Source organism: Amycolatopsis sp. NPDC057786, assembly GCF_042797905.1.
Lineage (GTDB): Bacteria > Actinomycetota > Actinomycetes > Mycobacteriales > Pseudonocardiaceae > Amycolatopsis.
The window spans coordinates 120,719-141,060 of sequence record NZ_JBHVKW010000002.1 but is presented as its reverse complement, the minus strand read 5'-3'; the positions used below and the strand labels follow the sequence as shown (position 1 = coordinate 141,060).

At 69.9% G+C, this 20,342-nt stretch carries 19 protein-coding genes; 10 read left to right on the top strand and 9 right to left on the bottom strand.

All coding sequences use genetic code 11. The features are described from left to right. Positions 1 to 28: 28 nt before the first annotated feature. Positions 29 to 1,792: a gamma-glutamyltransferase family protein gene (locus ACFVM3_RS02350; protein ID WP_378434813.1), complete on the top strand. Its 1,764-nt coding sequence runs from the start codon at positions 29 to 31 to the stop codon at positions 1,790 to 1,792. A gap of 11 nt (positions 1,793 to 1,803) precedes the next feature. On the opposite strand, the gene ACFVM3_RS02345 is transcribed toward ACFVM3_RS02350, so the two are convergent. Genes ACFVM3_RS02345 through ACFVM3_RS02335 form a run of 3 tightly spaced genes read right to left on the bottom strand, consistent with a single transcriptional unit; the run spans position 1,804 to position 4,671 of the window. After that, entirely contained in the window at positions 1,804 to 2,676 is an 873-nt protein-coding gene (locus ACFVM3_RS02345) for a VOC family protein (RefSeq protein WP_378434811.1), read from the bottom strand. After that, entirely contained in the window at positions 2,669 to 3,187 is a 519-nt protein-coding gene (locus ACFVM3_RS02340) for an RNA polymerase sigma factor (RefSeq protein WP_125679217.1), read from the bottom strand. Before ACFVM3_RS02340 ends, ACFVM3_RS02345 begins: the two co-directional genes overlap by 8 nt. 53 nt (positions 3,188 to 3,240) lie before the next feature. Further along, entirely contained in the window at positions 3,241 to 4,671 is a 1,431-nt protein-coding gene (locus ACFVM3_RS02335; protein WP_378434809.1) for an MFS transporter, read from the bottom strand. Between the two features lie 108 nt (positions 4,672 to 4,779). On the opposite strand from ACFVM3_RS02335, the gene ACFVM3_RS02330 reads away from it, so the two are divergent. The 6 genes from ACFVM3_RS02330 to ACFVM3_RS02305 all read left to right on the top strand — a co-directional run bounded on the left by ACFVM3_RS02330 (position 4,780) and on the right by ACFVM3_RS02305 (position 9,822). After that, entirely contained in the window at positions 4,780 to 5,613 is an 834-nt protein-coding gene (locus ACFVM3_RS02330) for a helix-turn-helix transcriptional regulator (RefSeq protein ID WP_378434807.1), read from the top strand. A 64-nt stretch (positions 5,614 to 5,677) separates the two neighbouring features. Beyond that, a complete protein-coding gene (locus ACFVM3_RS02325) occupies positions 5,678 to 6,526 on the top strand; it encodes a hypothetical protein (protein ID WP_378434805.1) in 849 nt (282 codons plus the stop codon). Positions 6,527 to 6,584: 58 nt separating this feature from the next. Then, complete coding sequence (locus tag ACFVM3_RS02320; RefSeq protein WP_378434803.1) at positions 6,585 to 7,709, top strand: sensor histidine kinase; 1,125 nt, start codon at positions 6,585 to 6,587, stop codon at positions 7,707 to 7,709. Beyond that, positions 7,706 to 8,374: a response regulator transcription factor gene (locus ACFVM3_RS02315; protein WP_257483619.1), complete on the top strand. Its 669-nt coding sequence runs from the start codon at positions 7,706 to 7,708 to the stop codon at positions 8,372 to 8,374. Before ACFVM3_RS02320 ends, ACFVM3_RS02315 begins: the two co-directional genes overlap by 4 nt. Before the next feature lie 525 nt (positions 8,375 to 8,899). After that, complete coding sequence (locus ACFVM3_RS02310) at positions 8,900 to 9,100, top strand: hypothetical protein (RefSeq protein ID WP_378434801.1); 201 nt, start codon at positions 8,900 to 8,902, stop codon at positions 9,098 to 9,100. Then, positions 9,100 to 9,822 carry a Crp/Fnr family transcriptional regulator gene (locus ACFVM3_RS02305; protein WP_378434799.1) on the top strand — a complete coding sequence of 241 codons (723 nt, stop codon included), beginning with the start codon at positions 9,100 to 9,102 and terminating at the stop codon, positions 9,820 to 9,822. Before ACFVM3_RS02310 ends, ACFVM3_RS02305 begins: the two co-directional genes overlap by 1 nt. 223 nt (positions 9,823 to 10,045) lie before the next feature. Here ACFVM3_RS02305 and ACFVM3_RS02300 read toward each other — a convergent pair whose 3' ends face one another. The 6 genes from ACFVM3_RS02300 to ACFVM3_RS02275 form a co-directional block, all read right to left on the bottom strand. Next, entirely contained in the window at positions 10,046 to 11,827 is a 1,782-nt protein-coding gene (locus tag ACFVM3_RS02300; RefSeq protein ID WP_378434797.1) for a glycosyltransferase, read from the bottom strand. Next, positions 11,824 to 12,411, bottom strand: coding sequence for a hypothetical protein (locus tag ACFVM3_RS02295; protein ID WP_378434796.1), 588 nt, complete (start codon positions 12,409 to 12,411; stop codon positions 11,824 to 11,826). Before ACFVM3_RS02295 ends, ACFVM3_RS02300 begins: the two co-directional genes overlap by 4 nt. Continuing rightward, positions 12,404 to 14,326, bottom strand: coding sequence for a glycosyltransferase family 4 protein (locus tag ACFVM3_RS02290; protein ID WP_378434794.1), 1,923 nt, complete (start codon positions 14,324 to 14,326; stop codon positions 12,404 to 12,406). The genes ACFVM3_RS02295 and ACFVM3_RS02290 overlap by 8 nt, the downstream gene beginning before the upstream one ends. Further along, positions 14,323 to 15,660: an rRNA adenine N-6-methyltransferase family protein gene (locus ACFVM3_RS02285; protein ID WP_378434792.1), complete on the bottom strand. Its 1,338-nt coding sequence runs from the start codon at positions 15,658 to 15,660 to the stop codon at positions 14,323 to 14,325. Before ACFVM3_RS02285 ends, ACFVM3_RS02290 begins: the two co-directional genes overlap by 4 nt. A 9-nt stretch (positions 15,661 to 15,669) precedes the next feature. Continuing rightward, positions 15,670 to 16,941, bottom strand: a complete 1,272-nt coding sequence (locus ACFVM3_RS02280; protein WP_378434790.1) for a flagellar basal body-associated protein FliL — start codon at positions 16,939 to 16,941, stop codon at positions 15,670 to 15,672. A gap of 149 nt (positions 16,942 to 17,090) precedes the next feature. Further along, on the bottom strand, positions 17,091 to 18,200 hold the full coding sequence (locus ACFVM3_RS02275; RefSeq protein ID WP_378434788.1) for a hypothetical protein: 1,110 nt from the start codon (positions 18,198 to 18,200) through the stop codon (positions 17,091 to 17,093). Between the two features lie 210 nt (positions 18,201 to 18,410). Between ACFVM3_RS02275 and ACFVM3_RS02270 the strand changes: the two genes are divergently transcribed. The 3 genes from ACFVM3_RS02270 to ACFVM3_RS02260 all read left to right on the top strand — a co-directional run bounded on the left by ACFVM3_RS02270 (position 18,411) and on the right by ACFVM3_RS02260 (position 20,337). Then, positions 18,411 to 18,917, top strand: coding sequence for a hypothetical protein (locus tag ACFVM3_RS02270; RefSeq protein ID WP_126732531.1), 507 nt, complete (start codon positions 18,411 to 18,413; stop codon positions 18,915 to 18,917). Between the two features lie 75 nt (positions 18,918 to 18,992). Then, a complete protein-coding gene (locus tag ACFVM3_RS02265; RefSeq protein WP_378434786.1) occupies positions 18,993 to 19,601 on the top strand; it encodes a hypothetical protein in 609 nt (202 codons plus the stop codon). A 187-nt stretch (positions 19,602 to 19,788) separates the two neighbouring features. Next, entirely contained in the window at positions 19,789 to 20,337 is a 549-nt protein-coding gene (locus ACFVM3_RS02260; RefSeq protein WP_378434784.1) for a DUF2716 domain-containing protein, read from the top strand. Positions 20,338 to 20,342: the final 5 nt, after the last annotated feature.

Sequence of the window (20,342 nt, the reverse complement as noted above, 5' to 3'; positions counted from 1 at the left end):
GTAGTTAGCAAAGCGTAGTATCGGCCTCGTGTTCACGACCAGGCCGGAACTGGCCGGCACCCACGGCATGGTGGCATCGACGCACTGGCTGGCCTCGGCCACCGGGATGGCGGTGCTCGAAAACGGCGGCAACGCCTTCGACGCGGCGGTGGCGGCCGGGTTCGTCCTGCAGGTCGCCGAGCCGCATCTGTGCGGCCCGGCGGGGCAGGTCCCCGGCATCTTCGTCACCGCCGCGGATCGGACTCCGCGAGCCCTCGCAGGTCAGGGGGTCTCGCCGGCGGCCGCGACGCCGGAGTACTTCGCGGATCTCGGACTCGACCTGATTCCCGGCAGCGGCTTGCTCCCCGCGACCGTCCCGGGCGCCTGGGACGGCTGGCTGCTGCTCCTGCGGGATCACGGCACGAAGTCGTTGCGCGACGTGCTCGGCTACGCGATCTCGTACGCGCGCAACGGGATTCCGCTGGTCAGCCGGGTTGGTGACACGATCCGCGCGGTGCAGGACCTCTTCACCGGGCATTGGCCGACGTCGGCGGCGCTCTGGTTACCGGACGGCAAGCCCGCCGAAGGGCTGCACCGCAACCCGGCCCTCGCGGACACCTGGGAGCGGTTGGTCGCCGAGGCCGAGTCGGTCAGTGGCCGAGAGGCGCAGATCGACGCCGGACGCCGCGCGTGGTCGCAAGGTTTCGTCGCCGAAGCGATCGAAGCGTTCAGCCGCAAGGCCTTCCGTGACGATTCCGGGCGCGACCACGCCGGGCTCCTGACCGGCGAAGACATCGCGGGCTGGGAAGCGACGTACGAGGACGCGCTGCAGGTCGACTTCGGCGACTGGGGCCTGGTGAAGATGGGCGCCTGGACGCAGGGCCCGGCGTTGCTGCAGCAGGCGCGGTTGCTGGACGGCCTGCGCGATGAACTGTCCTATGTGGACGGTATCCCGACGGAACGCACGGTGCACTTGGCCGTCGAGGCGACGAAGCTGGCGTTCGCGGATCGTGAGGCTTGGTACGGGGACTCGCCCGACGTGCCGATCGAGTTGCTGCTCTCCCGCGAGTACGCGGACGCCCGCCGCGCGTTGATCACCGAAGAAGCGTCCGCCGAACTCCGGCCAGGAGGGCCTTCGCCGCGGCTGCCCGCGATTCTCGAAAAGCTGCGCGGGCTGGAATCCGGTTCCGGTGCGACGGGGGAGCCGACGGTCGGGCCGCTGGGCGAGACTCGTGGGGACACCGTGCACATCGACGTCGTCGACGCGGCAGGGAACATGATCTCGGTGACGCCGTCGGGCGGCTGGTTGCAATCGAGCCCGACGATCCCGGAGCTCGGTTTCTGTCTCGACTCGCGTGGGCAGATGTTCTGGCTGGAACAGGGTTTGCCGAACTCGCTGGCGCCTCGGAAGCGGCCGCGGATCACGCTTTCGCCGTCGATGGGCCTGCGTGACGGCGAGCCGGTGCTCGCGTTCGGGACGCCCGGCGGCGACCAGCAGGACCAGTGGCAGCTGTGTTTCTGGCTGGCGCACACGCTCGGTGGGCTGAACCTGCAGGAGTCGATCGACTCGCCCGCTTGGCATACGACCGCGTTCCCGAGTTCGTTCTATCCGCGTTCGTGGACGCCGCGGGAACTGGTGGTCGAATCGCGGCTCGGTCAGTCCACAATGGACGCTCTCGCGGCGCGCGGCCACGCTGTCGTCGACGCAGGACCTTGGGCGCTCGGGCGGCTTTCGGCCGTGTCGCGGTCCGGCGGTGTCCTGCGCGCCGCCGCGAACGCGCGCGGAATGCAGGGCTACGCCGCCGGCCGCTGACGCTGACGAGGTCAAGAGCGCGGCTGTTCCCAGAGCCAGAACTCGATGCCCTGGTTGTCCACGCAGTCGGCGCTCAGGCCGTAGGGCTGCTGTTCGGTTTCGCCTGCCTGGCCGCCTTGGGCGCGGACACGGTCGAGGGCGGCGGCGAGATCGTCGACGGCGTACATGAGTTTCCAGCCCACCTGCCGCCCCGGGCCGCCCCAGAGTCCGCCCTGCAGGCCGGAACCTTCGACGCCCCAGCCCCCTTCGACCCGCCCGGGCGAGAACTGCCAGCCCAGAACAGCGCCGTAGAACGCCTTCGCGCGTTCGTCGTCGGGGACCTGGAAGGTGAAGTAGCCCGCTTCGCCGTGCCGGATCGGCGTAGCGGCCGAAGCGGGCCGAGGCGCCGCCTGCGCGAGAAGCCACCGCTGGCCGTACGGGTCCTTGATCTCTCCGCTCAGCCCGTGGCCTTCGTCCGCGACGGGACGCCGCAGCTCCGCGCCCAGCTCCACGGCCCGTGCGGCCGACACGTGCACGTCCGCGACCTCGACCCGGATCAGCGGGCCACCGGCGGGTGCCACGACGATGCCCAGCTCGGGGAATTCCTCCGCGAACATCAGCACGCTGTCCCCGATGGCCAGTTCCGCGTGCCCGACCCGGCCGTCCTCCATCACGATCGGATCGGACCGTCGCCGCGCCCCGAACACCTCGACATAGAAATCGAGCGCGGCACGGGCGTCGGTGACCACGAGATAGGGCGTCAGGGAACGTACTTCGGCTGTTTCCGTCATATCGGCTCCGTTCAGGACGGCGCGACGAAGGTTGTCGCGCAGTTCGGCGGCGAAGAGCGGGTCAGGCTCGACAGGCTGCGAGGGCGCGCGAAGCGCGTCGAACGGATCAGGCATCGCGACCCTCCTTCTCCTGGTAAGCACGCCGGAACGCGGCACGGGCCCGCACGAGCAACGCCTCCGTGGCGTGCACCGTGCGCTCGAGATGGCCGGCGACCTCCGGTACCGGGAGGCCGTCGACGTAGCGAAGCGTCAACGCGGCCTGGTGATGCGCCCCGAGCGACGCGAGCACTTCGCGCGCCAGAAGGGCATCCAGCTGTTCGTCCCACGGATCGGTGTAGTCCTCCTCGTGGACGAGCCGCAGCCCGCGTTCCTCACGTGCTTTGCGCCGCCAGTGATCGGCGAGCTTGTGCCGGGCGACGCCGATCAGCCACCCGGTGCTCACTGGAGGTGCGAACTCCTTGCGACAGGCCCTCACCGCGCCGAGGAACGTCTCGGACGTCAGCTCCTCGGCGAGGGTGCGATCACCGCACCGGGACAGCAGGTACCCGTAGACCTCCGGCAACGCCGTCTCGTAGAGCGAGAGCAGCGCGAAGGCCGGGTCCCGATGCACCCGTGGTTCCGTCACATCCCCATCGTCGCTCGGGAAGCCACAACTCCGACGGGTGAAACCGAACTTTCTCAGTTCCGTGGATCCGGCAGCCGCCGGGCCACCGTGATCACCCCGACCGTCAGCACCGCCTGGATCCCGATGACCAGCACGAACGCACCCTTCATCCCGAGCGGCCCGGCGCCGGCGGAGGCGAACAACGTCCCCAGGGTCGCCACGCCCAACGCCATCGCTGCCTGCTGCGAAGTCGTCAGCATCCCGCTGCCGACCCCGGCGATCTCCGGCGGCACCTTCGACAGGACGATCCGGAACACCGTCGTCATCGCCAGCCCCTGGCCGAGACCGCACAGCAGCATCCCCGGCACGAAATCGAGCACCCCCAGATCCGGCCACTCCAGCAGCACGGTGCCGATCAGCGTCAGCAGCCCGAGCAGCTGCACCGAGAGACCGGCGGCCACCACCCGCTGCCCGAACCGCGTCACCAGACGGCTGCTGACCAGGCACATCGCGAAGAACGCGAGCGAAAGCGGCGCCGTCACCAGGCCGGACCCCAGCGGGCCGAGGTGCAGGCCGTCCTGCAGTGTCACCGCGAACACGAACATGAACGCGCTGAACCCGACGAAGAACGGCACCCCGACCAGCAGCCCTTGCCGCACGCTCGGCAGCCGCATCACCGATGGCGGCAGTAGCGGGACACCGCCCCGGCGTTCCATCCGGCGCTCGACGTGGACGAATCCGGCCGCGGCGAACGGGAAGACGACGAGCAGCGCGATCGTCCACAGTGGCCAGCCCAGCACCGGCCCTTCCGCCAGCGGGAGCAGCAGCGACACCAACGCGATCGCCAGGAGGACCGTGCCGGGACGGTCGACGCCGAGCGGGTTCCGCGAGCGGCTCTCCGGGATCAGCCGCCGCGCGACCAGCAGACCGGCGATCCCGACGGGCACGTTGACCAGGAAGATCGGCCGCCACCCGGTACCCCACAGATCCGCGGCGACCAGTGCTCCGCCGAGGAACTGGCCCAGCACCATCGAAAGCCCCGCCGTCGCGCCGTAAAGACCGAGCGCCCTGGACCGGCGCTCGCCGGTCGTGGTCGCCTGGATGATCGACAGCACCTGCGGCAGCATCAGCGCGGCGGCCGCCCCCTGTGCGGCCCGTGCCAGCACCAAGGTCAACGCCGTCGGCGCGATCCCGCAGAGCAGGGAAGTGAAGGTGAACGACGCCAGCCCGATCAGGAACAGCTTGCGGCGGCCGAAGGCGTCACCGAGCCGTCCGCCGACGACGAGCAGGACGGCGTACGCGATCCCGTAGGCCGCGACCACCAGCTCCAAGGTGGCGGACGAGGTGCGGAGATCCGACCCGATCGCGGGCAGGGCGATGTTGACGATGAAGAAATCGACGAGCGGAAGTGCCGCCCCCAGCAGCACGGTGACCAGACCCGCCGAGGTCAGGGCCGGGTCGACGGCGACGCGGGCGGGCGTCGCCGAAACTTGCGTGGATGTCATGAGTACCACGATCAGCCGAGCAGGAACCTGGTACCAGGAGTGTGTTTATCCTGGTACCGCCACTACCTGGTAACCGGCTTAGAGCTTTGCGAACCTGATGAGGTGACCATGACCGTCGATTCGCGAGTGGCCGAGGTGCGACGGCACGAACTGGCCGCCTTCCTGCGCAGCCGCCGCGAGCGCATCACCCCGGACCAGGTCGGCCTGCCGATCAGCGGCAGGCGCCGCACGCCGGGACTGCGCCGCGAGGAGGTCGCGCTGCTGGCCGGGGTCGGGGTCACCTGGTACACGTGGCTCGAACAAGGCCGCGACATCAACGCGTCCGAGCAGGTGCTGGACGCGATCTCGCGGACCCTGCGGCTCGACCCGCACGAGCACACACACCTGTTCACCCTCGCCGGCGCGCCAGAGCCACCGCTGGAGAAGGACTGCAAACTCCTCAGCCAGAACGTCTACCGGATGATGAACAAACTGGAGCCGTTCCCGGTCTGCGTGCGCAACGCGCGGTGCGACATCCTCGCCTACAACCGGGCCTACGACTGGTTGTTGGGCGGCCTCGACGCGATTCCGTTCGAGGACCGCAACACCCTGATCCAGTGCCTGACCAATCCCGAGTGGCGCCGCAGGCTCCCGGACTGGGAGGTCAACCTGCCCCGCGTGGTCGCCGGATTCCGCGCGGCGATGGCCGAGCATCTCGCCGAACCGGCGTGGAAGAACCTGGTCAAACGGCTGCGGCAGGAGTCCGAGCTGTTCGAGCGGATGTGGAAGCAGCACGACGTCTCCGGCGAGCGGATCGTCCTCAAACGCTACCTGCACCCGGACGTCGGCCTGCTGCGCTTCGAATTCTCGTACCTCTACCTCGGGCGGCGTTCCGAGATCTCCTTGGCGACGCTGACTCCGGCGGACGAGGAAACCGCCGCGAAGCTGCCCAGCTCCTTCTGACGGGGGAGACGGACCAAGCTCGCGAGGGAGCCTTTCGGCGGCGTGAACGCCGACGCTGGAGTGCATGACCGTAGCGATGGCTCCACCCAAGATCTCCAACGCTCGCCTGATCGTCTGCTACGCGGCGATCCTGGGCACGCTCCCGTACCTGACCCTCAAGGCGTCCTGGGTCACCGGCGGCAGCCTCGGCCTGCGCGATCCGTCCTTTGTGGACTCCGACCTGATGATGTTCGCGAATCTGGCCACCGGCGGGATGGACGTCGTCGCGGTGATCCTCGCGCTGGCGTTCACCTACTCCTGGGGCCGCCGGATCCCCGCGCCGCTGGTCCTGTTCCCGATCTGGATCGGCACCGGGCTGCTCGCGCCGATCGTGCTGGACCTCCCGGTGATCGTCGCCGACCTGTCCACGGCGCAACTGGCCGAAATGCCGCTGGAGAACTGGGTCTGGGCCGTCGTCTACGGCGGCTTCGCCTGGCAGGGCATCCTGCTGCTGACCGCGTTCGTGCTCTACGCCCGCGATCGCTGGTGGTTCGTCGTCACCGGCACCGTGAAGCCGGGCACGATCGGTGTGGCGGGCCTGCTCGGCATCGTCGCCGCGCTCGTCACGGCGGTCGGCCACACGATCTGGGCGTTCGGGACCGGCGGTATGGCGGCCCGAGGTCAGGACTTCGTGATCGCGGTACTCGTCGTGCTCGCCGCGATCGCGCTGGCGAACGTGTCGCGCGGACGGTTCTGGCCGCGGCTGGTGCTGGTGTGGACCGGTGCCGGGGCGATGGCGGGCACGGGGACGTGGGCTCTGTTCAGCGCGCTCACCATGGGATCCACCGGACGGGTGGCGGTGCTGGCCGTCCAGGTGATCGGCGGGGTGCTGATGATGATCTCGGTCCTGCGGCGACTACCGCAGGCGGCGTAGCGGGGAAGCCGCTTTTCAACGGACGCGATCCGCCCCCGCCGCGGGTAGCTTTCGTCCTGTGCTGCTGAAAGAACGGTTTCCGTGGACCCTCTGGGTGGGCCGCGTGCTGCGCGTGGTGCTGCCGCTGGGGTTCGTCCTCGGTGCCACGAGCGGTGCCTCGCGCTGGCAGCCGGACGCGCCGCAGATGACCACGTCCGCGGTGTTGTGGCTGGTCGCCATCGCGGTGCCGCTGCTGGTCGTCCACCGCTTCCCGTTGACGATCTTCCTGCTCACCTCCGCGTTGACGCTCGGCTACTACACGTCCGGCAATCCGGGCGGTCCGGCGATCGTCTTGCCGACCATCGCGCTGTTCCTGCTCACCAGGATCCGCGGGCCCATCGTCGCCGGCGGCGCCGGCGGAGCGCTCCTGGCGGCGGCGGGGATCGCGTTGTTCGCCCGGCACGGGCTGCCGGGCTTCGATCTGCGGGCCGGGCTGGGCTTGGTCTGGGTGATCGCGGTCGTCGGGATCGGGACGGCGGTGCGCAACGGGATGGCGGCCGCGCGTGCTCGCCGCGAGCAGGCCGACGAGCACCGGCACCGGATGGCCGAGCAGGAGCGGCTCACCATCGCCCGCGAGGTGCACGACGTCGTCGCGCACAGTCTCGCGATGATCAACGTCCAGGCCGGGGTCGCCGCGCACGTCGCCGACCGGCGGCCTGAGCAGGCGAAAGAGGCGCTGCTGAACATCAAGGACGCGAGCGCTTCGGCGCTGAAGGACCTTCGCGCCACGCTGGCCGTGCTGCGTTCCGGTGAGGACAAGGCGCCCGCGCCGAGCCTCGCCCAGGCCGACGAGCTGTTCGAGCACGCTCGCGCCGCCGGGCTGGAGGTCCGCGTCGACGGCGAGCCGGGGGAGCTGCCCGCGCCCGTCGACGGCGCCGCGTACCGGATCCTGCAGGAATCGCTGACGAACGTGGTCCGCCACGCGCATCAGGCACGGGGCGTCGACGTCAGCTTCGAGCGGAAAACCGGTGCGCTGACGCTGCTCGTCCGCGACGATGGCCGTGGCGCCGTCGATCCCGCGCCCGGGCACGGCCTGCGCGGCATGTCCGAACGGGCGGCCGCGCTGGGCGGAGTGCTCACGACGTCCGTGGTGGACGGCGGCTTCCAGGTCCGCGCGGACCTGCCCATCAAGGGGGAAGAATGACGATCCGGGTGGTTCTCGCCGACGACCAGGTGCTGGTGCGCGCCGGTTTCCGGGTTCTGCTGGAGACCGAGGACGGATTCGAGGTCTGCGCCGAGGCGGGTGACGGCGAGCAGGCCGTCGCGGCCGCCGTCGAACACCGGCCGGACATCGTCGTGATGGACGTCCGCATGCCCGGCGTCGACGGGCTCGAAGCGACGCGGCGGATCACCGCGAATCCCGAGCTGGCCGGGGTGAAGGTCCTGGTCCTGACCACGTTCGACGTGGACGAGTACGTCTACGAGGCGTTGCGCGCCGGCGCGAGCGGGTTCCTGCTGAAGGACACCGATCCGGTGGAGTTGCTGCGGGCGCTGAAGGTGGTCGCCGCGGGCGAAGCCCTGCTGGCCCCGACCGTGACCAGACGGCTGATCGCGGAGTTCGTCGACCGGCCGGAGAACCGCCGCATCGACGTGAGCGCCGTCCGCGAGATCACCGACCGCGAACGCGAGGTCCTCGGCCTGGTCGCCGGCGGTATGTCGAACGACGAGATCGCCGCGCATCTGGTGATCTCGACGGCGACCGCGCGCACGCACGTCAGCCGCATCATGACCAAGATCGGGGCGCGCGACCGGGCGCAGCTGGTGGTGCTCGCCTATGAATCCGGACTGGTCAGTCCTCGCCGGGGTTGAGGTTCCCCCAAAATGCTGAGATTGCGGAAAAATCTCCGCCGATCACCCGGAGTCGTCAACACCGGTCCAACGCTGACGCTCCGTTAATTCGCCAAAGTGCACGTGCAGATGCACGTCCCGGGAGGGCTCCGGTGAAGCGCGGGCAGTGCCGTCGTCGCCGGCGGATCTTCGTCTCCACCTGGAGTCCGATGGAACGGCCGACGCGTTCCGGTCGACGATTCGAAATCGGACGGTTGTACGGCTAACCCTGATTTCCTGGCGAACGCAGAACCATCGCGCGGAATCCACTCTCGTCGCCATATACGGTGGGTGATCTTTTCTCCGGTCGCCGCGTGGAATGATGGTCACTTTCCGTCGCGAAATCGCTCCCTGGACGGGTTCTCCTCGCCCGGTGTTGCTTTGTCGCAATGGCGCTGAGCATTAGTCTCCGGCTGAACGGCAAGGGGGATGTCACCTACCCGACGTGATTCTCACTCGGCCGGGTCCAGAATTCGATTCACTTTTTTCTCTCACTGGGAGTCACCATTGACGGCACAGACACCTGACCCGCTTCTGGTGGTCACCGCGGGCGTCGTCGTTCTCGCTTACATCGTTTTCGCCGCGATCCTCACCCGGCTCCTGCTGACGAAGAGGGTCGCCCAGCCGGCGAAGGTCATCGGGTCGGTCGCGGCGCTCGTGGCGGGACTCCCGGCGATCCTCTACGCGTTCGCGGCGGTGGTCGGCTGATGGGCGGGGACTTCCTGGCCGCGGTCACCGAGCGGCAACGGCAGCGGCTGCTCGACCTCGGCAAACACGTCGACCACGCGGCGGGCACGACACTGCTCAACCAGGGCGATCCGGCGCCGCCGGTGCTGATCCCGCGGTCCGGCTACGTGAAGGCGCTGCGCGCGGCCCAGGGCGGCACACCGCCGACGATCGTGGACCTCCTCGGCGCCGGTGACGTGCTCGGCGTCGAGGACTGCCTGGCCAGACGGCCGAGCCATCTCTCGTACATCGCCACGAAACCGGTCCGCGTGCTGGAGATCCCGCAGAGCGCCTTCCACGGCTTTCTCGACGACGACCACCAGGCGCTGACGCTGATCACCGTCGACCTGGCCGTCCGGTTGCGACTGCGGAACGTCGCGCTGGGGTTCGCGACGGCCAAGGTCCGGAGCCGGTTGACCGCTTTCCTGACCAGATTGCAGGCGTTGTACGGGGTTCCCGGCGAAGACGGCGTCGTCATCGACGTCGGCCTGAACCACACGGACATCGCCTCCGCGATCGGCGCCTCGCCCGCGTCGGTCAACGCCGAGATGGCGAAACTGAAGAACGAGGGTTATCTCAGCACCGGCTACAGGACGATCCACGTTAAGAAACGTTTGCGTGAGGACGGCCCGCCGCTCACTCCGGTCCCGGCCGCGCGGCGGCGGATCCCGCAGATGCGGATGAGGCGGATTGCGATGGGGTGAACGAAATCCGGGGTCAACCGCGCTTGAGCTGAAGCGCGAGCCGTATGACGAACACGACGGCCAGCGCGGCGACCAGGGCGATCTCCCAGGCCATGGCGGCTCCTCCTCGTCCAGCGTCCGGACTCACCGATGCTCTGCCCATAAGGCGCATCAGCGGGGGAGGACGTTCATCGACACGGCCCAACTCACACTTCCGGGCTAACGCCGCGCGCACACGAAGTACCTAAAGAGCGTTCTCGACCGCCGCCCACACCCGATGCGGGTCGAGGTCCATCGGCCGCGAGCCCGGATCGGGCCGTTGCCGCCGCAACAGCACCTGCTGCACCAACGTCGCCCGCCGGTCCGCCGCGGCCACCCGCCGCCAGAACAGGTGATCCTCCAGGCCCTCGAACAGCACCTCGGTGGTCCACCCGCCGAACTCGTCGACGAGCGACCGCCGCACCAGATAGCCGCTGCCGAGGTACGGCAGCGTCCGCAGGCGCCGCTCCTCCGGCGGCAGCGCGCCGACCAGGCCTTCCCCTGGATCCGCGATCGGGCAGTGCACGACGTCGGCGCCCTCCGAAGCGGCCAGCAGCCGCTCCAGCAGGAACTCCGAAGCACGCGTCCCGCCGTCGAGCACCAGCAGCCACGACGCCGTCGAACGCTCCAGCAGGCCGTTCCGGGTGAGACCGCGGCCGAGCGGAGCGTCGTGCAGCAGGACGTCGTACGGGCGCGGACGCGGCCACGGGTGCACGCCGTCCTCGCCGACGAGTACCCGCTTCGGTGTCACGCTGCCGGTGAGCAGGTCGTTCGCGAGTTCGTCCGGGTCGGCCTCTCCGGTCCGGCGCACGATCAGCACGTCGACGTCGGCGGTGCCCGGTGAGGAGGCCACCGCGGGTTCCCAGCGTCGCGTGGCGACCCGTCGCGCACCCTCGACCTGCCGGATGATCCGCGCCGAGGCGACCACGCCTTCGGGTGAGACGGCGGCCTGCACCGAACGGTCCCCGGCGAAGCGCGCGTCGAACGACGCGGTGTCGACCGCGAGCGCGTTCGCCGGGCTGCGCAGCGTCGACGCGAACCGCCGCATCGTGGCGAGGTCCGTCGCCGGTGCCGAGGTGACCCCGCGGACGAGTGACGAAGCCACGTCGATCAGCATCCTGGCCGACGGACCCATGTCGAGCGATCGCACGAATTCGTACGCAGCGGCCCGCAGACGCCGTTCGCGCCCGGGTTCGGCGGCGAGCGCCGCCGCGACGGTGCCCAGCGACTCTGCACGCGCCATCACCAGGTGTTCGCCGGGAACCAGCGGCTCGATGTCGGCCGAGGTCTCGCTGATCACCACACAGCCGTTGGTCATCGCTTCGAGGGTGCGGACCCATTCCAGCGTCTGCTTCCGCTCCCGGTGCAGATTCAGCAGGAACCGCGACCGCGCGAGATGCTCGAATTTCGCCTTGCCGGGCAGGAAGTCGACGCGGGCGGCGGTCATCGGCTCGTGCGGCGGGGTCAGCAGCCGTGTCCGCAGGCCTTCGAGGTCGCGCGCGTACGAGCCGAGCAGCGCCGACCGGCGTCGTTCGGCCGTGCCCAGGTACGTCACGTCGAGTTCGCGAGGGCTGTCGAGGTCGCCGCCCCACAGATCCCACAGCGGGGTGTAGCCGAGCTGGAAATGCTCGACCCGCACCCCGCGCCGTCGCAGTTCGGCGGTGGCGTCGACGTGGATGTCGACCGCGGCGCCCAGCGCGCGGACGAGCGACACGGTGCGTTCGAACGTCGAGGTCCCGGGATGCTCCACACAGAACCCGATGGTCCGCCGGACCTGGTCGGCGTCGGGATAGTCGGTGTCCGGGCAGATGACGAAGTACTCGTGCGGGACGACCACGTAGACGGTGTCCGGCCCGGCTTCGGGGTACTTGCCGACGGCGGTCCGAGCCTGCCCGCCCGCCGAACGCACCGCGTCGGCGACCACTTCGAGCAGCTCCTCCATGAAGGCCGAGCCACCCTCGGCGGACACGAAACAGAGATCGGTCACGGCCGGTTCATCCTCCTGCGCACCAGCCGCAGTGGCGCGGTGACCCGCCAGCTGAGCGTCCGCCGCGTCGCGTCCAGCTCGTTCGCCATTTCGGCGGCCACCCGTTCCGCGGTCAGCATGCGCTGCCGGTCCGCGGACGGTTCGCCACCGGGCAGGATGTCCGCCTCGACGACCCCCGCGGACAGCACGAGTTCGGCGTCAAGCAAGGCGAGCCGGAGGCTGTCGCGCTCTTCGCGGGCCGACAGGAGCTCGGCGCGCATCGAATCACGCTGCTGCCTGGCGAACAGTACGTCGCCCTCCAACGCCGTCGCCCTGGCGTTCGCGACGTCGAGCTCTTCCCGCAGCGCGGCCGCTCGCTCCTCCACCGCGGCCGCTCGCTCCGTCGCCTCGGCGAGCTCCGCGCGCAGCGAACTCATCGCCGTGACATCGACGGTCACCGCGCGCAGTTCCTCCTCCGTGTCGGTCAGCTTCGCCTTCAATCTGTCCTGTTCGGCGGTGAACATCTGCCGTTCGGCGCGCAGCCGGGTCAGTTCGGCCTGCACACGGCCGGGCAGACCGGTGAACTCGGAGTTGTCGTCAGGCACGGTCGCCCCCCGCACTGTGGCGCCCGCTGAGGGCGAGATCGGTCAGGATTTCGGAGTATTCGCGTGCGTAGCCCGCCGGATCGAGCCACGGCAGGAGCCTCTCGTACGCGGCTTCCGCCATTTCGCGTCGCCGGGCCGGAGGTGTGCCGAGAGCCCGGAGCAGCGTCGCCGTCAAGGCGTCGACGTCGTTGGTTTCGAACAGCCAGCCGGATTCCCCGTCCACGAGCATTTCCCTGGCGCCGAACACGTCGGTCGCCGCCACCGGGACCCCGCAGCTGACGGCTTCGAGGATCGACCGCGGCAGCGATTCGACGTCCGAATTGTTGACGAAGAGGTCGGCCGCGTGAAGCCAGCGCATCGGATCCGGCTGGATCGGCACCAGATCGACGGTCTTCCCGAGTCCGGCGCGCTCGACCGTCCGCCGCATGGCCTGCCCGTACGGGGTCGGGTGCAGGCCGATGATGCTGAGCTTCACCTCGGGATGGACACGGCGGATCCGGCGCATCGCGGAGAGCAGCGGGGCCTGGCCCTTGCGCGATTCCGTGATCCCGACGTTCACCAGCACCACGTCGTCCGGCGAATAGCCGAGGTCCGAGCGCGCCCGGCGGCGGGTCTCGGCCGGAGTCCGGCCGCCCAGTGTCCACATCGGAGTCCCGTAGCGGACCGTCCGGCACCGTTCCGGTTTGCTGTGGGGAAGGAACATCTCCCGCGTCGAGTCGGCGACGAACAGCAGCATGTCGGTTTCGGCGAGCGTGGACTCCCAGCGCCGCCACACCGCGGACGGCGGTTTGGCCGGACCCCAGTTGTGATATGCGAAGGTGGGCAAGGAGAAACTCTCGTGGATCACCCACGCCGTCGGGAGCCCTGCCCGCTTGGCCGCGTCCGCGGCCGGAAAACCGCCGAGGGTGTTGACCAGCGCGACGCCCGCCCCGGACAGCTTGGCGAACCTGGCCAGCTCGGCGACGTGTCCTTCGTACTCGGGGACCGAAGACGTGCGGTAGTGCGTCGTGACGTGCACCGGCACACCGAGTTGGCGGCATTCCGCCCGCAGCGGGCCGTCCACCGCGGTCACCAGGTCGACCCGCCAGCCATGATCGCGGACGAGCCTGCCGAGCAGTTCCTGCAGCCACAGCTGCCCACCGCCGACGGCCAGGCTGTGCGTGAAGATCAGTGCGTGCCGCGGATCCGTCGGCACCGTGGTCCTGGCCAGCACCCGAGCGGTTTCCGCGGTCAGCTCGTCGGCGAGCGCGGCTTCGTCCGGGTCCGCTTCGGCGTGCCGAAGGGTGAAGGTGTGGCGAGGGGAGACGTGTTCGCCGACCCCTTCGGTGCGGAACCGGACCCGGAGCGACAGCGTCCGCTCGGTGCCCTCGGGCAGGTCGACCGGGACCCACGCCTCGAACCCGCTCACCCCGGCGTCCGCGAAACCGGGCAGCGCCGCGTGCGCGTCCTCGCGGGGAAGGCGGGTGCGGGCGCGCACGGTGCCGCCGCCTTCGACCTGTACTTCGATCAGGCTCGGCGCCTGTCCCTGCAGGAGCGCCCAGCCGGACACGTACGCGACTTGGGCCTCGGTGACCTGACCCGCGAGGGGGGTGGTGATCTCGCCGAGCCACAGCGGTTCCTCGCCGGGCAGCGTTCCGATGTGGACGGTCGCCGTGGACAGGACGCGCTGGCCGGGGCCGTAGACGACCACCTCGTGCCGCCCGACGGGAAGCCATCCGTGCGGCACCGCCCGCCAGCCGAACGCGCCTTCGGGGGCGTCCGGGCAGTCGTCCGGGACGACGGTCGTGGACACCCCGCCGAAGGTCACGGACATCTCGCCGGCGTCGGCGACGCCGGTGGTCCAGCCGCGGAGCTCGTACCGATGCCCGACCGGACGGCCCGGGGTCACGATGCCGGCGGTGTAGAGGCTCGTCATGGCTTCGCTTCCTTGTTCTCGTCGCTGAGGCGACCGTACCCGGCGGCATGGACCGTTCTCTCCAGCCGCGCGTGCCAGATCTCCGAGATCGCCGCGCGGATCTCGGCGGTGCCGTGCGCGGCGCCGCACGACCCGATCGTGGCGAAATCGATCTCGCGCTCGACCGCACTGTCCACAAAGGAGGGATCAAGTCCCACGAGGACGCCGAGCCAGCCCGCCAGCTCACGCGTGGTCCCCCCGTCGGCCGCTCCGCGCCAGCCAGCCAGGGCGAGTTTGTCGGCCAGCACCAGCACTCCGCGTTCGGTCACCTCGGCGACGCCCGCGCCGGTGTGCCGCCATTCGAGGTCGATCGGGCGGAGGTCTTCACCGTCGACGACGACGTTGTGCGGTACGAGATCCCACAGCGCCCGCACGCCCCGTTCCGCCTCGGTCCGCAGCAGTTCGCGCCAGGCAGGCAGGAGGTCACCCGCTCGTTCCGGGGCGGTCAGCAGGACTTCGAGGATCGTGGCGGCGTCGTACACCGGATCCGTCCACGGGCCGACGGAGATCCCGGCGACGGTCGTCGGCGGACGCAGCGGCACCCGCCGTACCTCGGCTCCGTCCGCCGTCCGGACGACGTCGGCCCTGGTGCAGGCGAAGGCGGCGCGGTCGGTGGTGTTGAAGTAGGTCGCGAGCCGGTCCGGCGGCCACAGCGCGCCCGCGCCGGGGCCGGCGAGAAGCAGCAGGCCACTGGCGGGCTCCTCCACGATCGCCGCGGCCAGCCGTGGCGTTTCGGCGTCGAGTCGCGCCGACCGCACCGACCGGGCGATCTCGTGTCCTGGCGAGCAGAGGAGCTCATGGACGACGTCCAGCCCGGCCGCCGCGAGCGTGCCCGCGACCGCGCGCGAACGCGTCGTCACCATCACGGCGCCGTGCGGCGTCAGTCGTCGCCGGACGGAATCCAGCAGGCCCCTGGTCGCATACGGCTGGGCGACGAGCACCACGTCGTAGGCGACATCGCTTGAAAAACTCGCCGGATCGACGGTGAAGACCTCGACCGTGCCCAGTTCACCGGTCCGCGACCGGACCGCTTCGGCGCAGCCTTCGTCCGGTTCGATCGCGTGCACGACGTCGGCCCGCTCGCCGAGGTACCTCGTCAGCGCCCCGAGACCGGCGCCGATTTCGAGCACCTTGGCGTTCCCGGGCAGGGTGAGTGCCCGGAGCACGTTCGCCGCCCCATGGTCGAGCGGCGCGTGGCCGTCGAGGCCCAGGCCGGCGAAGTGCAGCTCGTCGCTGAGGGAATCCAGGTCCTCGGCGAGCGAAAGGACCGTCGAGAGCAGCCTGCCGTCCCCCATCTGCCCCACTCAGTTCGTGGCGGGGAAGTTTTCCAGCAGGCCCTGCTTCACCGCACGCTGGTAAGTGCCGCTCAGGGCAGCCTCGCCCTGGCCGCCGCCGAGCGGGTTCTGGACGACGTCCACCCGGATGATGTTGTTGCCGGAGACCCAGGTACCGCGGTAGGTGCCGCTGTCACCCTCGACCTTCTTGTGGAAGTTCACCTTGGTCGGGATGCCGGGCAGCACGGTGTCGGTGATGTGCACGAACCCGTGGCTGGTCTGGTACTGCCGGAGCTTGCTCACCAGGTCTTGCGCGCCGCCGGGGTTGTTCATCGGGATGATCGTGATGGAGATCTTGGCCTTCTGCGGCCCGGTCTCGTCCGGCTGCTTCTCCGAGCCCCGGTAGATGACCTCCTTGACCCCTTCGGCCGTGACGAGGTCGATCTCGCCCTGCTCCATCCCGGTGATCGACGAGGCTTCGCCGACCTTGATCACGCCGCTCTTGGGGTCCGGCGTCCCCGACTGCTCGGGAATCCGCTCCAGCAGCTTCTCCTGGGGAGTGAGCACCTTCGTGGAGGAAGGCGGCGGAGCCTGCGACTGGCTCTGGGGAGGCGTGGTCGGGTCGGTCGCCTGCGGGTCGCCACCGCCGGAGAAGAGGAAGTACCCGCCGACGCCGAGACCGCCGAGCACGAGCACGGCGACGATCGCGATGACGGCGATCTTCCCGCCCTTGCCGCGGGGCTTGTCGTCGAAGAGTTCGGGGCCCTGCTTGACCCATTCCGTGCTGCCGACCGGCGAGATCGGCGGGAAGTCCGAGCCGCCCCAAGGCGGTGCGGCGTCCGCTTCGGGCGCGTTCCAGCCCTGCTGCGGCTGCTGCTGGTAACCGTGCTGCTGGGGGAAGCCACCCGCGGGCGACTGCTGACCCTGCTGGGGGAAGCCACCGGGGGGTGAAGCCACCGGCGGGACCACCTGGGTGCGGTTCGGGTCGGCGGGCTGCTGGGCCTGCTGTTGCTGCCAGGCCGGGACGACCTGCGTGCGCTCGGCGCCGTCACCCTGCGGCTGGTTCACCGGCGCGATGATCTGCGTCGAATCGGCCGAGGGCTGGCCGGGCTGCTGAGGCTGACCCTGCGGCGCGGCGGGCGGCTGCGGGGTGCCGGGCTGCTGGCCGGGCTGCTGCGGCGCGTCGCCATAGGCCACGGCCGAGGACAGCACCTGGTCGCGGCGGATGCGGTAGTCGTCCGCCGAAAGGCGGCCGGATGCGAGCTCCTCGTCCAGATTCCGCAGCTCTTCCTGCCAGGACACCACCAGCCCCCTTTTCGTTGATGGCCGGGCTCGCGGATAGCGCCCGGTCGTCGCGTTGTCACCACAGCGGTGACCTCGCACATTCTGCACTGCCGGGCACCATGGTGTTCTCGCGGGTCGAATCGTGATCTGCCCGCGATCTGGGCGGTTCAGCCCGCCGGGAGCACGTCGCCCAGCGCGGTGGCCGTCTTCGCCAGACGCTCGTCGAGCGCCTTCGAATCGCCGCCGAGCGGCTGGGACACCCATGCCGTCACGGCCATCGTCCCGGACGCGTACCCGAGGCCGCTGAGCTGGCCGTTCTTGTTGGCGCCGACGAGCGCGAGCTGAGCACCGACCTGCTGTTCGCGCATTCCGGCGTTGAGCGAGTTCTGCCGGAAGTACTTGACGATCGCGTCCGCGTCCTTCGCGTCGTTCGCGGGGATCACCAGGACGAGATAGCCGTTCACGCCTTCGGACGACCCCTTGTAGGTCACCGAGGTGACCCCTTTGGTCTGCAGGAATTCGGCCGCCGCCTGGGAATAGAGCTTCAGCTCGGCACCCTTGGCGACCGACATCGTGGAGTTGTCCTTCGACGGCGTCCCCGGCAACGCGGGGAGCCGGTCCTCCAGCGGTGTCTGCGCGCTGTCCGGCCGTTCACTCGGGGTGAGCCCCGACAGCCCGCCCGGCGGCTGGGCGGTTTCGGGCGGTGACGCGGCGGTGTCCGACGACGAGGAGCCGAGCCACAGGGTCCCGCCGATGATCAGTGCCAGCACGAGGAGCACGCCCGCGCCGAGGAAAAGCCACGTCGGCTTCTTCTTGCCGACGACGGCGTAATCGTCGGTGGGAGCGTTGTGGCGGGGGCCTGGCTCGGGCGCCAGCGGCGGGAGCGGCAGGCCCTGCTCGACGGTGGCGGGGCCGCGCCGGAGCCGCGGCCGCGGCTCCGCGCGGAGGTAAACCGTCGGGTTGATGTCGGCGGGCGAAGGGGCCGTGGTCTTGTGGTGCGCGATCTGGGGGATTTCCCGTTTCGGGGGAGACGGCGGCTCGGCCGCCGGTTCCGGAAAGGCGGCGGGGACGGTCCGCGGTTCCGCCGGGCGGGCGGCGGGGTTGGTGCTGTGCCACGGTCCGGCCGGATGACGCAACGGCGAGGCGACCGGCGACGGCATCGCGCCACCCGACGCCTCCGCGAGAAGCTCGTCCCGGCGCTTGCGGTGTTCGGTGTGCCCGATACGGCCTGAGGCCAGCTCGACATCCAGCTGCCGAAGCTCGTCCTGCCAGCTCATATAGCCCCCTGCCGCCGGGTGTGGGCAGCCAGTGTCGCATGACCCGGACGGGTGGTTGATATTGGTCATTCCCATTCTTGCGTCCGTTTCGGCGCAGGTCCAGCACGGTCCGGAGGCGACGGCGCGGACCCACCGGGGTGATGCTCTTTCGGCTGGTCAGCGGCGATCGGACGGTCCCGCCGGTACGGTGGCGGACGTGGGAAGTGCCGGGTGACGGAAATCGACGCGTGTCGCGGCGCGCTGCGCGAGCTGGCCATCGGCAGGCTCGCCGGACGCGACGTCCGCACCTCCCATCTGGTCGAGGCCGGTCTGGACGCGATCGTCGCCGGACTCGACACCCCGTCCCTCGCCTTGCTAGCCGGGCTCGAATCCTCCGCAGAAGCCGCCGTCGACAAGGCGTTCGGCCAGGTCGTCGACGAACTCGGCCTCGAACTGCCCGCTGATCCGACGGCCGCCCGCTGGCTGCTGATCCACGGCTGGCTCACCGCGATGGTCGAAGGCCGTCTCTCGCCCGCGGCGGGCGGCGCACTGGTCAGCGAGGTCGGCGAGCTGCTCGGGTCGCCGCCGTCGTTGCGCGGGATCGCGCGGTGGTCGGCGATGCTCGACGGCTGGATCCCGACCGACCTCACCCCGAGGGACGTCTGCGAGGTGCCGATCCTCGAGGAGTCGGCCGAGCTGCTCGAAGGGCCTTGGCCTCCTTCGCCGCGTCACCCGTAAAGCCCCGTTTTCTGTCGTACATGTGTTCTAAAATGGTCGTTGTCCAGCAGGAACAGCGGCGAAAGGCAGACACGGATGGCCTACATCACCCTGCCCACGTTCGTGGGGTACAGCACGAGCTCGGGTCCTTCGCGTTCCTCGTTCGTCCGGCGCTGGCGCCGTCAGTACGAGGACCCGTCCCGGGGCGGGTTCAACTTCTACCTCCGCGCCGCGAACGCGATCCGTGCCGGACGGATCTCCGGACGGGATCGCGAGGTACTGCGGGCGCTGGTCGAGAACGCGGACGAGCGCACGCGGCCGCACTACACCGAGATCGCCAACGGCTGGCTGCGTTACGTCGGGCGGCGTGACCTGCGGCCGGCGGAGGTCGGCCGGTCGCGATGGCGGCTCGGCTCGCTCGAAGTGGGGATCAACCCCCATCTCGGCCTGCGCAAGGGCGACGGGCCGGTGTACGTGACCTGGCTCTACTTCAAGGAGGAGCCGTTGAGCCGGGACGCCGCGCAGATGGTGCTGTGGCTGCTCGAACAGACCATGGACGAGTTGCGGCCGGGAGGGCGGCCGCTGGTGATCGACGTCCGGCGCTCGAAGGAGTTCGCGTTGTCGCCGCGCGATCGCGACAAGGTGCGGCCCTGGGTGCGGAGTGAGGCCTCGGCCTTCATGAGTCTTTGGGAGGCGGCCGCGTGACCGAACGACGGCGAGCCCGCGTTCGGTGGGCTCGCCGTTCACGCACCGTCATTCTCACGGTTCCGGCGACGACGCAAGACACCTGATCAGGTGACAGTTTCGCGGAGAATGCCCACGAGCTGGACAACTTGGGCCCTGAACACGAAGCTTTCCCAGTCTTAATCGGCCGAACCACCGAGGGTCGCTCGTGAACAACGCTTGGGAAGCCATCTCCAGGGTCGCAGATGAGCCCGCCTGGTACTGGGTCTACGACAAGCTCGCGTTCTGGCCGAGTACCTACGCGCACGCCTGGCCCGGTTTCCGTGAACCCGCACCGTCCGTCGCGTGGGATCTCGCGCCGGGAGGACTCGACCGTTCGTCACCGGAATTCCGGCTCGGCCCGTACGCCGTCGAGCAGAACGACGTCGCCCGCGTCGCGCTCGCGGCGTTGAAGGACTGCGTCGCCGAGGACGAGTGGGTCTGGGTGCTGCACTGGCAGCACCAGTCGTACCGCTTCTACCCGCATCGGCACGCCGCGCTCGACCCGTGGCCGGTGCCGGTGTTCCCGCGCACGGACTACCACATGTTCCTGGCGAACGACTTCCGCTTCGGCACGCTCGGGCACCCGTGGGAACGGACGTTGTGCGTGTACGGCGAGAAGCTCGTGCCCGCCTTCGAGAAGTACGGCGAGCAGATTTTCAAGAACGCGCTGCGTCGCGACGGGGCGCCGGCCGTGATGGCGGGCGGACCTGCCTAAACTCA